This is a genomic window from Desulfoferrobacter suflitae, from assembly GCF_022603395.1.
In the GTDB taxonomy this organism is placed as follows: domain Bacteria; phylum Desulfobacterota; class Syntrophobacteria; order Syntrophobacterales; family Syntrophobacteraceae; genus Desulfoferrobacter; species Desulfoferrobacter suflitae.
Window position 1 is genome coordinate 316,557 of sequence record NZ_JAIBKA010000002.1, and the last position, 13,515, is coordinate 330,071.

The following is a 13,515-nucleotide window of genomic DNA, read 5'->3' on the forward strand; positions in this document are numbered from 1 at the left end:
CGGCACGATCACACCCTCTGCCCCCCCTTGCGCAAGGCAAAGGGAGGTCGCCAACAGACTCTCGGGCAGAATGACGAGCTCAATTATTCATGAGGGAGGAGCCAGGAAGCCAGGCGCTCGAGCAATTCGTTTCTTCCCTGATGGTTCACCGCTGAAAAAAGGATAAGATCGTCACCGGCAACCGTCAGGCTCTGAGCGGCACGCATGACACACGTCTTATGCTTTCCACGGGGCAGTTTGTCGCTTTTGGTCAACACCCCGAGGGCAGCGATACCTTTAACACGCAGCCAGTTCCATAACTGCAGATCGTCAGCCGTGGGTGCTCTCCTGGCATCCATGATTTGCACAACCCCGCGCAGGGAGCGGCGCCCTCCCAGGTAGCTCTCCACCATGGGACCCCACTGGGCACGAACACTCTCCGGCACCCGGGCAAATCCATATCCGGGCAGGTCCACAAAGTAGAAGGCAGCGTTTATGATGAAAAAATTGATGGTCTGGGTTCTTCCGGGAGTGCGGCTGGTGCGCACCAGTTTCTTGCGCCTGACCAGGCAGTTGATGAGTGAAGACTTACCGACATTGGAGCGCCCGGCAAAGGCCACCTCCGGCAGGGCTTCGGCGGGGCACTGCTCAGGTGTGACGGCCGAAGCGACATAATCCGCCGATTTGATGATCAGATCACGGCTCATGGTTTTCCAGGTTTGATGGAAGCCAGGTATTGTTCAATGCGATCCAGCCCTTGGGCTATGTTCTCCAGCGAATTGGCATAACTGAAGCGAACGTAGCCCTCACCGTTGCTGCCGAAATCAATCCCGGGGGTGATGCCGACCTTGGCTTTTTCCAGAACATCAAAGGCAAAGGCATAGGAATCGTTGGTGAATTTTGCCGCATTGGCAAAAACATAGAACGCCCCGGTCGGCTCCACGGTGATGCCGAAGCCCATTTCCCGCAGTCGTCGAATCATGAAACGGCGGCGTTTATCGAAGGTTGATCGCATATGCTCCACGTCTGCCTTGACACTGGCATCCGTCAGGGCGACACAAGCCGCCGCCTGGGCCACTGAATTGGCTGAAATGAAAAAATTTTGCAGCATTTTCTGCATGGGGCGCACCAGGTTCTTGGGAACAATCAGATAGCCCAGTCTCCATCCGGTCATGGCAAAAAGCTTGGAAAAGCCATTGAAAACAATACACTTATCGGTGAATTCCAGCATCGACCGTGCGCGCCCTGCATAGACCAGCCCGTGGTAGATCTCATCACTCAATACCCATTTCCCCAAATCGGCAATCTCCGCCATGCGCTGCGGTTCCAACTGGTTGCCGGTGGGGTTGGCGGGCGAGTTGACCAATATTGCCCTGGTGCGTGGACTCAAAGCGGCCTTGATGACCTCGGGCCGGTACTGAAATCCATCTTCCTCGTACACCGCAACCGTCCTCGGAACCCCCTCGAGGAAGGTGATGAAGTTGGGATAACAGGCATAGTGCGGATTGGACAGAATCACCTCCTCCCCGCATTCCAGCAGCGTGCTCATGGCAATCAGAAAGGCGGGCGACGTCCCGGAAGTGATCAACACCTGATCAGGCTCCAGGCGAGTGATTCCATAAGTCTGGGAATAGTATGCGCACACCGCTTCCCTCAATTTGGCATTGCCCAGACTGTGGGTGTAACGGGTTTCCCCCCTGTGCAGCGCGTCTATGGCGGCAGATTTGATCGCTTCAGGAGTCTCGAAATCGGGTTCGCCGATCTCCAGATGAATGATCGATTCGCCCGCGCACTCCATCTTCTGAGCCCGCTCCAGAACGTCCATTACGATGAAGGGCTTGATCCCTTCGATTCTTCTGCAGATCAATTTTTTTCCCCTTGAGATGCTCCATCACGAACCGCTGCCAGCGGGTAATTTTTCCAAATACCTCCTGGCTTCCGCAGCCGATTCGGAATCAGGACTCATGCGCACCACCCTGGCAAGAGAGTTGTAGGCCTCCGGGAAATTTCCCTCCCGGTAACTCAGCAAACCGATGCGCAACAGAGCTTCGGCCATGTTGGGACTGTGCTGCAGCGCCTTTTGGTAGTTTTGCACGGCCCCCTCCAGGTTGCCCTGCTTTTCTTCGATGATCCCTATCTGCAGGTATGCTGGAGCGTAAGCCGGCTGCACGCGCACCGCCTGTTGATATTTTTCCAGTGCCGCCGCAAGGTCTCCACGTTTTTCATAGAGTTGCCCCAAATTGTACAGCACATAGTGTGGCGTCTGATAAAAAGGATTGGCCAGGGCCTTTTGGAAAGCAGCCTCCGCTTCGGCATACCGGCCCCGTTCCGCGTAGAGGACACCCAGAGCATTCGATGCTTCGGCGTAGTCCGGCTTCAGAGCAAGGGACTTATTGAAGTGATCGGCGGCCAAATCGGGGAGGCCTCTCGCCCCATAGGCCAGACCAAGATCATAGTGAATAGCCGGATCGTTGGGCTTCAATTTCTCAGCCTGGGTGAGGTACTGCAGAGCCAGCCCGGTGTCGCCGGCCGAAAGATAATTTTCACCGATTTGCTGCAGCTGTTCCGCGTTCAGCTTTTTTCCGTTTTTCCCCGCCAGCCCGTTGCACGCCGCAAGCATCAACAGGCACACAACCGACACCATCAAAGTGCGGATCCTTAACATCAGATCACCTTGTTGAGAGAATATTCAATGATGCCCTCCGCTCCCCGCTTAATCAGTTTGGGAATCAGCTCTCTGACCACCTGCTTTGCCACCACGGTCTCCACCGAGAGCCAGTTGCTCTGATACAGATGGGCAATCGTTGGAGCATTCAAGCTGGGAAGGAGTTCGATGACTCCGTTAATGTTGGCTTCCGACACGTTCATCTTGAGGCAGACCAAATCGTCAGCGCGTAACGCACCCTGCAGCAACAGCGCAATCTGTTCGATTTTTTCCCGCTTCCAGGGATCGTCCCAGGCCGTTTTATTGGCGATCAGCTGGGTGTTGGACTGCATCAGTTCGGTGACTATGCGCAGTCCGTTGGCACGCATGGTGGTGCCGGTCTCGGTTACCTCGACAATGGCGTCACACAGTCCTGAAATCACTTTCGCTTCGGTGGCGCCCCAGGAAAATTCAACATTCACCTCGACTCCCGCCGCGGCAAAATAGCGCTTGGTGAAGTTCACCAACTCCGTGGCAATCTTTTTCCCCGCCAAATCCTTCACATCCCGGACCGGGGAATCAAGCGGCACCGCCAAAACCCATCTGGCCGGCCGCTGGCTCACCTTGGAATAGATCAGATCGGTTATCACCATGACATCGGAATCATTTTCCATGATCCAATCTTTGCCCGTCAGTCCGACGTCGAACGTTCCGTTCTCGACATAACGGGACATTTCCTGAGCCCGGCATATGGCGCAATGAATATCGACATCATTGATTTCCGGAAAATAATTGCGGTCGGAAAGAGATATCCGCCAGCCCGATTGGCGAAATAGTCGAATGGTAGATTCCTGCAGGCTTCCTTTGGGGATGCCCAATTTAAGTTGATTCACTTCTTGTACACCTCCTCGGGATCGAATACTCGCTCCCCTATTATTTCCATTGCTCCGTTCACAAAGCGTTGATAAAAGCAGCTTTGGTAGCCTGTGTGGCAGGCCGCACCGCCCAACTGAACCACCTTCAGGAGGATGGTATCCCGATCGCAGTCCAAATAGATTTCCCGAACCAGTTGTACATGTCCGGACTCTTCCCCTTTCAGCCACAGCTTCCGGCGGGATCGACTCCAATAGTGAGCTTTGCCGGTTTCAACGGTTTTACTCCAGGCCAGTTCATTCATATAGGCCAGCATCAAAACGCTGCCGCTTTCGGCATCCTGAACGATGGCCGGAAGCAGGCCATGTTGCTTACTAAAATCAGGTTTCACTGTCAACTCTCCCAGGTCACTGTCGTCGGTTAAGCCTCATTTGCCTAAAATCTATATCAATATCCTGTTTATCTGTCATGCTGATAATGCATGTCAGGCGCGCCCAGGCTCCCCCGAGAACCGGTCGCATCCCGTTGTGTCGCCGCATGCAGAGTGTTTACCAATTGATTTGAAATATGGGCGCCCACACCCTATATTCAGTGAACGCAAGGTGCTGTGGCAAGGTGCCGTCCATTGGGATCACTTCAAACGCGCACGTCCGGGTGGACGTCTGGGAAGGGTTTCATGACGCAAGAGCAAAAACAGATCATGGGCAGTCTCATCACCGTTGGCGATGAGATTCTTCTGGGAGACATACCCAACGACAACGCCCACTATATTGCTGCATGTCTGCGCTCAAACGGTTTTCGTCTGCGCTCCATGGTGACTGTCGGCGACGCGGAACACGAAATCATCCAGGCACTTCATACCCGCCTGGAAGATTCGAGTTTTGTCATAATAACCGGCGGCCTCGGTCCCACCGAGGATGATCGAACCAGCGCCGCCGCGGCCAAGGCCTTTAACCTTCCATTAGTCGTCAACGACCGCTACCGTCAAGGTCTCAAGGAGGCATGCACCCGGCGAGGACTGAGCTGGTCCGAGGAATTGGACAAATTGACCGAACTCCCCCAGGGTGCTGTCAAGATAGGACGAGACATGGCGGGATTCATCCTGGAACATGACCACGTGGTGTGCTACTTCCTGCCGGGAGTGCCTGCGGAAATGCAGCAATTGATGAGTGACCAGGTTCTCCCCGACCTCAAGCGGCGGTTTCCTGAACGGCCGGTCTACGTCAAACAGATTATGCGGGTACAGGGGCTCAGGGAATCGGTCATTGGCCATCGCTTGAAAAGCCTGTCATGGCACGATGAAGCCGTTCAAGTGGGTTATCTGCCGCAGCTTTATGAAAACTGGGTGACCATACTGGTAACAGGCAAAGACCAGGCGTCGGCGACCGCCCGGCTGCAGCAGGTGCAGGCACACATTGTCGATCGCCTGGGTGCGCAGCATATCAGCGGGCTCAACGATGATACACTCGAAACCGTAGTGGGCCGGCAACTGCGAGCAAGGAGCTGGAAGGTGGCCGTCGCCGAATCCTGCACCGGAGGCCTTATTTGCCAAAGGATTACCAGCGTTGCCGGAGCCTCCGACTACTTTGAACGGGCTTTCATCACCTACGGCAATCAAGCCAAGATGGAGATGCTTGGAGTGCCGCCGGACCTACTGAATCAGCATGGAGCGGTGAGTGAACCCACCGCCCGGGCAATGGCCGAAGGAGCACGGCAGCAGGCAAGAGCCGATGTGGCTCTGGCTGTCACCGGCATAGCCGGACCTGCGGGAGGAATGCCGGGCAAGCCCGTCGGAACGGTTTTCATCGCCTGCTCCACGAACTCCCACACCACAGTTCAAAAGCATCTATTTGCAGGGCCGCGCGAAGTGGTCCGCGAGCAGGCGGCCCAGGCCGCACTGGTTCTTCTTTGGAGGATTTTATTACAATGATTCGAACCTTCATTGCCGTCGATGTGCCGTTTTTGGTCAAACGTGAACTGGAAAAATTTGCCGGGGAACTGAAAATGAGCGGAGCGCTGGTCACCTGGGTCAAGCCTGAGCGCATGCATCTTACCTTAAAGTTCCTGGGCGATGTTTCCCCCGAACAAATCGAACCGATCGGGCAGGCGCTGCAGCAGGCGGCCACCGGTATCCATCCCGTACACCTGCAGCCTGCCGGATGCGGCGCGTTTCCTTCCCTCAAGCAAATGCGGGTTGTTTGGGTGGGATTGCGAGGTGATGTGGATCTGCTGCAAACACTGCACAAACGAGTTGAAACGGCTCTAACCACGCTTGGATTTGCAGCCGAGGAGAGGCCCTTCAAGGCGCATTTGACACTCGGTCGAGTTAAGGGCAAGAAACACCTGAATCTGCTCCAGGAGGCCCTTCTGGCCCACCGGCAATTTACGGCGGGAGCCTTTGCAGTGACAGAACTCACACTGTATAGAAGCGATTTGAGACCAACGGGCCCAATTTATCAACCATTGTTGCGGGTGCCCTTAGGCACTGGGACAGATGGATTCGGGGACGGTCTTGTAACGGAGCCTCCCTGACGGTATCGCACAGACCTTGATGGGGGGCGAGTGTCACGGCCTGCCGGCTAATCCGAATCGATGACAAAGTGCCGCTCAAAAAAATCGAGCAGGCGTTGACCATCCTCCGTAACAATCCAGCCGGTTCCCCCACATTCCGGGCAATCGATGGTCTCAGCATGGTCTTCGCCATAAACGACTCCCGTGCCCCAGCATCTCCAGCATTTCACCTCAAGTTCCGGCAGTCCCATAACATCCCCGTCATTGTCTGTCTTGAACCGGCGTTTAAACCTGCCTCACCCTCTGCCAGGCACGTCGTCACTCATGTCATATTCTAATGCGCCTTGATGGATATCCTCAGTGTGCGCCGTCTTTCCACCAACCCCAGTTCAATGATCCTGGTCAGCAGCCCAATTGTCTTGGCGTATGAAGGAGGAGAAGTCGGTGTTTGAGGCAGGCAGCCGGTGGTGTGCGGTTATGGGGATACGGGCGGCCTTCCGCCGCCCGAAGCCATCTTCATACCGGCGTACAGAACCGGCAAAGACCCATGTCCAGACAATGTCAAGATAGGCCGGTCAATGCTCTCCACGCTGGTTATCCTTCCGGTTGTCTATATATCAGAGCCTACCTCAACCCCACGCATGTAGCCTAAAAACAGCTTGGTACTATGGCATGCGCTTTGGCTTCCTTCAGATTGCGGATGATGGGGTCATATTTTTCTTGCCGCTGCACTCGCTGCACCAGTATTTCATCACCACGCCAGGAGAGTTTGACGGTCTGATACGGATTGCACAGCGATCCCTGCTGCAGCGGTAACCGATGGTAAGTGAAATGCATCATGCGGCTCCTCGACCAGCGCTGCGGATAGTAGTCGAGGGGATTGAATGTGAATTTTCCATCGTATACCATGGAGCGCACTACCACGTGGCGAGGCGGTGAAATGACAGCCCTGCGCAGGCGTGATTCAATCTTCCTCACCACAGACGGGATCGAATTGCTGACGACCACCTGCGTTGGGAACTCGTCGCCGCTGGGGCTGCTGCCGAAATTTCTGCGAACCGTGGCAAGGTCTTTCAGCAACCGCCTGGCATCCCAAAAATCCAAATCCGTGTAGATGTGGTAGGCATACTTGGTTTGACTCGGGTGAGCGTAAATGATTCTGGCCATGGCTTCTCCCTGGAAAGTTTCCGTCAGCTGCAACCACAACCGCAGCCGCAGCCTGATCCGAAATCTTCCTGTACCATCGCGATCTTCTCCAGCGAATACTTGCCCATGATGTTTTGAATCTCTTCCATGGTGAGATATTGCACAAACGTTTCGTGTATGTGCGAGATCCGCTGGGCGAAGGATTTCACGGTTTCGTCCATAAGTTTCAGTGAGCTTGCCAGAACCAGAGTGTCCAGTTTGCCATCGTCTGAATCTCCCACTACACACAACGGAAACCACGCCTGTGCTGACTTGAGAAAGCCCACATAAAACATCTTTCCCAACTGCCCTTGGAAGAAACTGTCATGATTGACTAATTCCATAGCGTGCATGTCCTCTGACTACGCATGATAAGGTTTATAATTTATTCCGCATATTTTTACTAAATTAAACTGTTATTCGCCGTCTTTCAAGGTGCTGCCCGGCAGGTCCAGCACTTTTCGTTTCAGAGGCGAAACCTCCTGCTCCTGCGGCCGCGAAAGCCGTTATTGATGCGAGGGACTGGGGCAGCATCCGGGATATTCCAAGGATCAATCGGCAAGCAGATCATCAATAGGCCGGTAGTCTAAGCCAAAAGCTTCGGCTACAGCCTTGAAAGTTATGCTGCCTCGCACCACATTGGCTCCCAGTTTGATTTCGGGATTTTCCAGCATGGCTTGTTTCCAACCCTTATTGGCAATCTCTACGGCATAGGGCAAAGTGGCGTTGGTCAAGGCCAGGGTTGAGGTCTTGGGAACCGCGCCCGGCATGTTGGCAACGCAATAGTGGATAACGCCTTCTACCACGTAAGTCGGATCTTTGTGCGTGGTCGGCCGGGACGTTTCAAAGCACCCCCCCTGATCGATGGCCACATCGACCAACACTGCACCCTTCTTCATGGTCTTCAACATCTCACGTGTGATGAGCCGAGGGGCCTTGGCACCCGGAATCAAAACCGCACCGACCACGACATCGGCCCTTGGGATCAGATCCCGGATGGCTGCAGGGCTCGAGTAGAGAAGAAAACAATTTTTCGGCATCACATCGCTCAGATATCTTAGACGGTCAAGATTCATGTCGAGCACATACACTTTGGCACCGAGGCCACAGGCCATTTTGGCCGCATTGGTTCCGACCACACCGCCACCAATGATCACCACATGGCCAGGGTCAACTCCGGGAACACCACCCAGCAAAATGCCATGCCCCCCCTGCGCCATTTCCAGGTATTTCGCCCCCTGTTGAATGGCCATCCTGCCGGCCACCTCACTCATGGGGGTGAGCAGCGGCAACGAGCGATCGGACTTCTGGATGGTTTCGTAGGCTATGCTGACCGATTTCCTCTTGATCAGCTCCAGGGTCAGCTCTTCGTCGGCAGCCAAATGCAGATAGGTGAAAATGATCTGATCTTCCCGAATGAGACCGTATTCGGAAGGCAAAGGCTCTTTCACATGCATGATCATTTCAGCACGGTCATAAATTTCCTGCGGGGTGGCGACAAGCTGCGCCCCCACTGCGGCATAGTCTCCGTCTCCAAAGCCACTGCCGACCCCAGCGCACTTTTCCACCAAGACGGTGTGCCCGTTATGCTTCATCACTTCGACTCCCGCAGGAGTCATGGCGATTCTGTTTTCTTCCGCCTTGATTTCCTTCAAAACCCCAACGATCATCTTCTCTCCCTTTTGCCTTTGCGCAGCACACTCCCACAGGCTCCCAGACCCGCTGAAGCTTCTCAGCCCTTACGCCGGCGGTGCTCCTCAGCACATGCAATGCCTTCCAGGCCAGTCACCACCAAGCGAGAATACGTCTGGATTCAACGCCGGATATACTATGCAAGACTTTGAGGAAAAAACAAAGCTGTTTTCCAGGAGATTGAGTCGTGATTGGAATGCATGAATCAACGACAACGGGCGATAAACCACCAGGCCCTTCGGAATGATGCGTGCTGGTCTACTCGGCAGGAATCATCAGATTGCGGACAAATCTTGAGGGAAACGGACGACCACAGCAAGGGAAGGGGATCGATCGGGGAAAGGCGGGTTGAGCAACCAACCCGCCCATGAAGAACATTTATGCTGCACCACCTTGTCGTGCGGCAAACCCCTGGGTCTGCAATCCCGTAGCAGAGGGAGTTCCGGCAATCTTGGCCAGGTAGGCTGCCCCAAGTTTTTCGATGTGCCCGGCGATGCTGTCGAAGTAATTGAAATGCAGCTGCTCTTCGTCGATGATGGCTTCAAACAGTTTCACACTGGTGCTGTCACCATTTTCACGGCACACCTGCAGAAATTTGTTGTATGCGGCAATGGTGTCATCTTCCTGATCCGCATCGGCAGGAAAAACCACCTCCACCGGTTGGCCCCTTTCCACTTTCCTTGCCATGTCCGTGGTCGGTTCTCCCCCCAATTCTTTGATTCTTTCCGCAAACATTTCGGCATGACGCATTTCGTCAATGGCTATCAGCTTGACTTTGGCGGCTAATTCACCGTAGTCCAGATCATCCAAATTGTAATGCTGGTTCATGTACTGGCCGATGGCATGCAATTCCATGGCCCGCGCCTGGTTGAGCACTTCAATGACTTTACTCTTGATCTCTTGTCTCGATTCTTGAGCCATGATTCACTCCCGCAGTTCTGTTGGGCGATCCTTTGCAGCGTAAACATCTCACCGACACAATCCATTATTATTTAAAATACGGCTGTCTGTGTGACAAGAGAAAAACAATGTTGAAGGCATCCGCACCGTTCCCTGCTTCAACCTGAAAGGTGCAGGCCCGGAGCCCATGACGGCTCGCCCTACCTGTTACCTTTCAGCAAATCCCCCAGCGCAGCAAACGGCTGATGCGTTGTGGAGGGCGGTTCGTTATCCCGACGCGCAGGGGTCGCGGCGCTCCATTCAGCATCCGCATAGCGGGAATGCTCATTATCGTGGCAGAACAGGCACAACAGCTCCCAGTTGCTTCCGTCGGGAGGATTATTGTCATGATCATGGTCTTTATGGTGAACGGTGAGCTCACGCAGTCGCTTGCCCGAAAACTCGCGGCCGCATCGCGCACATACCCAGGGAAACAGCTTTAGGGCTCGTTCGCGGTATGTCTTTTCCCGGTTGCGACGGGTTTCGGCAATGATTTGATCCGTCTTGTCCATTGGTTTCCCTTTATCCTGCGGTGCCATAAAAAAACCTCCGAGGGCTCGTTCAATGCTTGCCCTGATGTCAAGGGTGTTGAATTTCCGACATGGTGTACTAAATTAATATACCGGCACTGGGGATATAAACAAGATAATGCAACCAATAAATGCTGACATTCAGGGAAGATTTGAAATCAGAGAAAGCTAAGGAGAGAACCCAATGCAATGCGACAAATGCGGGACCTCGATCGATCCCGGTGACGACCGCGAATTCGGAGGGCAGGTCTTATGTGAAGACTGTTATATGGATAGCCTTTCCCCGGCTCGTACCTGCGATCCATGGGCGGTGCACAGCGCCAAGACGTTGAAAGAACTGGGCGGGGGGGAGCCCGAAATCAATGAGCTGCAGGCAAAAATTCTCGCAATTCTGGCAGAAAGCGGCGGCATGGAACCTGCCGTTCTGGCCGCACGACTGAATGTAAAACCGGTGGAGCTCGAACGACAGATCGCTTCCCTGCGACACATGGAAAAGGTCAGAGGGGCCCTCCAGGAAGGCAGGAAAGTGATCCGGCTTTGGTGATTGACGGCAATCAGGTATTGTTTTTGTATTCCGAATAGAATCGCAGGACTTTCTTGAGATAGGCGCGGGTTTCCCTGTAAGGAGGAACCCCACCATAGCGCTTCACCGTTGTAGGGCCGGCGTTATAGGCGGCGAGCGCAAGTTCGAGGTCATTGTCGAAGATCTTCAGGAGACGCTTCAGATAACGCACGCCGCCTTCGATGTTTTCTTGCGGGTTAAAAGGGTCCGACACGCCCATATGGTCGGCGGTATCCGGCATCATCTGCATGAGCCCCATTGCTCCTTTGGGAGAAACGGCGCGGCTGTTGAATTTCGATTCCGCCCTGATTACTGCTTTAACCAGATGAAAGTCAACGCCATGGCGCTTACTGACAGCCAGAATATAGGGATCGTAATAAGACGTGTCCGTCAGCCGCAAATAATGCGCTACGTCCCTGATCAAACGCGGTTGCACCAAATATGCAAAGACCGCAAAGCAAAGCGGAAGTCCAATAGCCAGGGCAATGATTATTCTGCGCTCACGATTCATAGGGAATTCTCCAATTTCGAGCAAAACATGTTGCGGCCCGTTTTTCAAGATTTTTTTTGTGCTTGAAACCGCTCGAACCGACGGGAGTCAGGAATTGACCTTTGCCCCAGCGGAAAACGTGGACAACAAGAGTTACCATGTTTACGATTGTGGTTATCGTGATCGAAACGCCGTTCGGCGACTCCAGGGGCAGCCCGCATGATGCCTGCGCCACGTTAACCTGCAGGGCTTCAGCGGCGGTTCAACCGCGTCAGGCGAAGGGCCGATCTCAGGTTGCGGTGGTTGCGGAGCATCGATTGCGACGGCTCCTGTGGAGGTATCGCTGAATGGCTAAACCGTCAATTGATGAGGGAGATGCATCCTATGCCGTTACATCCGCTGGCAGGTAAGCCCGCACCCAGGTCAATGCTGGTCAACGTGGCCAAGCTCGTGACCGCCTATTACACCATTCGCCCCGATGTCACTGATCCCGCTCAGAGGGTCGCATTTGGCACGTCCGGGCACCGCGGATCTGCCCTCCAGGGCAGCTTCAACGAAGCGCACATCCTGGCGACCACTCAAGCAATTTGCGACTACAGACAACAGCAAGATATTGGCGGCCCCCTGTATCTCGGCATGGACACACATGCTTTGTCCGAACCGAGCTTCGCCACCGCCCTGGAGGTCCTTGCGGCCAACAGAGTGGATGTCATGATCCAGGCAAATGGCGGGTATACACCCACCCCCGTCATTTCCCACGCAATTCTGTCCTACAACCGCGGCCGCAAATCGGCACTGGCCGACGGCATTGTGGTCACGCCGTCGCACAACCCGCCGGAAGATGGCGGCTTCAAGTACAACCCCCCCAATGGCGGCCCGGCTGACACAGAGGTGACCAGAATCATTGAAAATCGAGCCAATGAATATCTCGAGCAAAACAACAGGTCGGTCAAGCGGGTGGATTTTCACAGGGCCGTCAAAGCCCGGACAACCCACGATCACGACTACGTTCAGCCTTATGTCAGTGACCTGCGGAACGTGGTTGACCTGGATGCCGTCAGGTCCGCGCATATCAAGATCGGGGTTGACCCCCTGGGTGGTTCTGTTGAGGGATTCTGGCAGCCGATCGCAGACGCGTACGGTTTGAACATTGATATAGTCAATGAGGTGGTGGACCCCACCTTCGCTTTCATGACCGTAGACAAAGATGGCAAAATCCGCATGGATTGCTCCTCGCCCTATGCCATGGCCAATCTCATCGGCATGCGGAACAATTACGACATCGCCTGCGGCAACGATCCAGACGGTGACCGGCACGGCATCGTGGCCCCGAGTGTGGGATTGATGAACCCGAACCACTATCTTTCCGTGGCCATCTGGTACCTCTTTCAACACCGCCCTGATTGGGGAAAACGGGCAACCGTCGGCAAGACGCTTGTGAGCAGCAGCATGATCGACCGGATAGCTGAACACCTTGGCAGGAAACTTTCAGAAGTGCCGGTCGGTTTCAAATGGTTCGTGGAGGGCCTCATTGACGGTTCCTACGGTTTTGCCGGCGAAGAAAGCGCGGGCGCATCCTTTTTGCGCCACGACGGCAGCGTGTGGACCACCGACAAGGACGGCATCATCATGGATCTGTTAGCCGCTGAGATAACCGCCAAGACCGGGCGAGACCCGGGCGAACATTATCAACTGCTTACTGAAAAATTCGGCCGTCCCATCTATGAACGCCTGGATAAGCCCGCCACGCGTGAGCAAAAAGCCATTCTCAAACACCTCTCCCCCCGCCAAATCACTGCCGATGCTCTCGCCGGGGAGCCCATAACAGCCAAATTGACAACGGCGCCGGGCAACGGTGCATCCATTGGCGGTTTGAAGGTGGTCGCAAAAAATGGCTGGTTTGCCGTCCGTCCGTCAGGCACGGAAGATGTCTACAAAATTTATGCAGAGAGCTTCAGGAGCAAAGAACATTTGCGGGAGATTCAAGAAGAGGCCGAAAATATCGTTCGGGCTGCGCTCGCCTCGGCATGAGCCTAACCCTTGGCGTTTTCTCTGGGGCCTGGAGCGCGGTTTAAACCTCCGACCGTGCTCCAATTGCACCTTTGCACCC

General features: G+C 54.6%; 16 protein-coding genes. 4 read left to right on the forward strand and 12 right to left on the reverse strand.

What is annotated here, in order from left to right; all coding sequences use genetic code 11:
- Positions 1 to 83: 83 nt before the first annotated feature.
- Genes yihA through hisI form a run of 5 tightly spaced genes read right to left on the reverse strand, consistent with a single transcriptional unit; the run spans position 84 to position 3,893 of the window.
- Positions 84 to 686, reverse strand: a complete 603-nt coding sequence (yihA, locus tag K1V27_RS04250; protein WP_258928289.1) for a ribosome biogenesis GTP-binding protein YihA/YsxC — start codon at positions 684 to 686, stop codon at positions 84 to 86.
- Positions 683 to 1,846, reverse strand: coding sequence for a pyridoxal phosphate-dependent aminotransferase (locus tag K1V27_RS04255; RefSeq protein WP_258928291.1), 1,164 nt, complete (start codon positions 1,844 to 1,846; stop codon positions 683 to 685). The genes yihA and K1V27_RS04255 overlap by 4 nt, the downstream gene beginning before the upstream one ends.
- 24 nt (positions 1,847 to 1,870) lie before the next feature.
- Entirely contained in the window at positions 1,871 to 2,623 is a 753-nt protein-coding gene (locus tag K1V27_RS04260) for a tetratricopeptide repeat protein (protein WP_258928292.1), read from the reverse strand.
- Between the two features lie 20 nt (positions 2,624 to 2,643).
- Positions 2,644 to 3,516: an ATP phosphoribosyltransferase gene (gene hisG / locus K1V27_RS04265; protein ID WP_258928293.1), complete on the reverse strand. Its 873-nt coding sequence runs from the start codon at positions 3,514 to 3,516 to the stop codon at positions 2,644 to 2,646.
- Entirely contained in the window at positions 3,513 to 3,893 is a 381-nt protein-coding gene (gene hisI, locus K1V27_RS04270) for a phosphoribosyl-AMP cyclohydrolase (protein WP_353740516.1), read from the reverse strand. Before hisI ends, hisG begins: the two co-directional genes overlap by 4 nt.
- 279 nt (positions 3,894 to 4,172) lie before the next feature.
- Here hisI and K1V27_RS04275 point away from each other — a divergent pair, with 279 nt between their 5' ends.
- Both K1V27_RS04275 and thpR read left to right on the forward strand, forming a co-directional pair.
- Positions 4,173 to 5,426, forward strand: coding sequence for a CinA family nicotinamide mononucleotide deamidase-related protein (locus K1V27_RS04275; RefSeq protein WP_258928295.1), 1,254 nt, complete (start codon positions 4,173 to 4,175; stop codon positions 5,424 to 5,426).
- Positions 5,423 to 6,028 carry an RNA 2',3'-cyclic phosphodiesterase gene (thpR, locus tag K1V27_RS04280; RefSeq protein WP_258928296.1) on the forward strand — a complete coding sequence of 202 codons (606 nt, stop codon included), beginning with the start codon at positions 5,423 to 5,425 and terminating at the stop codon, positions 6,026 to 6,028. The genes K1V27_RS04275 and thpR overlap by 4 nt, the downstream gene beginning before the upstream one ends.
- A gap of 47 nt (positions 6,029 to 6,075) precedes the next feature.
- Here the strand turns inward: thpR and rtpA are convergent, their stop codons facing one another.
- The 6 genes from rtpA to K1V27_RS04310 form a co-directional block, all read right to left on the reverse strand.
- Entirely contained in the window at positions 6,076 to 6,258 is a 183-nt protein-coding gene (gene rtpA / locus K1V27_RS04285; protein WP_258928297.1) for an anti-TRAP protein, read from the reverse strand.
- 397 nt (positions 6,259 to 6,655) lie between these two features.
- On the reverse strand, positions 6,656 to 7,174 hold the full coding sequence (locus tag K1V27_RS04290; protein WP_258928298.1) for a hypothetical protein: 519 nt from the start codon (positions 7,172 to 7,174) through the stop codon (positions 6,656 to 6,658).
- 23 nt (positions 7,175 to 7,197) lie between these two features.
- Positions 7,198 to 7,536 (reverse strand): hypothetical protein, encoded by a 339-nt coding sequence (locus tag K1V27_RS04295; protein ID WP_258928299.1) that lies wholly within the window; start codon positions 7,534 to 7,536, stop codon positions 7,198 to 7,200.
- 207 nt (positions 7,537 to 7,743) lie between these two features.
- On the reverse strand, positions 7,744 to 8,862 hold the full coding sequence (gene ald / locus K1V27_RS04300) for an alanine dehydrogenase (RefSeq protein ID WP_258928300.1): 1,119 nt from the start codon (positions 8,860 to 8,862) through the stop codon (positions 7,744 to 7,746).
- A gap of 400 nt (positions 8,863 to 9,262) precedes the next feature.
- Positions 9,263 to 9,805 carry a bacterioferritin gene (locus K1V27_RS04305; RefSeq protein ID WP_258928301.1) on the reverse strand — a complete coding sequence of 181 codons (543 nt, stop codon included), beginning with the start codon at positions 9,803 to 9,805 and terminating at the stop codon, positions 9,263 to 9,265.
- A gap of 179 nt (positions 9,806 to 9,984) precedes the next feature.
- The gene (locus tag K1V27_RS04310; RefSeq protein WP_258928302.1) at positions 9,985 to 10,335 is read right to left on the reverse strand and encodes a YajD family HNH nuclease; all 351 of its coding nucleotides are present in this window, start codon (positions 10,333 to 10,335) and stop codon (positions 9,985 to 9,987) included.
- A gap of 202 nt (positions 10,336 to 10,537) precedes the next feature.
- Here K1V27_RS04310 and K1V27_RS04315 point away from each other — a divergent pair, with 202 nt between their 5' ends.
- On the forward strand, positions 10,538 to 10,897 hold the full coding sequence (locus K1V27_RS04315) for a hypothetical protein (protein ID WP_258928303.1): 360 nt from the start codon (positions 10,538 to 10,540) through the stop codon (positions 10,895 to 10,897).
- A gap of 10 nt (positions 10,898 to 10,907) precedes the next feature.
- On the opposite strand, the gene K1V27_RS04320 is transcribed toward K1V27_RS04315, so the two are convergent.
- A complete protein-coding gene (locus K1V27_RS04320; RefSeq protein ID WP_258928304.1) occupies positions 10,908 to 11,426 on the reverse strand; it encodes a lytic transglycosylase domain-containing protein in 519 nt (172 codons plus the stop codon).
- A 363-nt stretch (positions 11,427 to 11,789) separates the two neighbouring features.
- Between K1V27_RS04320 and pgm the strand changes: the two genes are divergently transcribed.
- Positions 11,790 to 13,436, forward strand: a complete 1,647-nt coding sequence (pgm, locus tag K1V27_RS04325; protein WP_258928305.1) for a phosphoglucomutase (alpha-D-glucose-1,6-bisphosphate-dependent) — start codon at positions 11,790 to 11,792, stop codon at positions 13,434 to 13,436.
- The last annotated feature ends 79 nt before the right edge of the window (positions 13,437 to 13,515 follow it).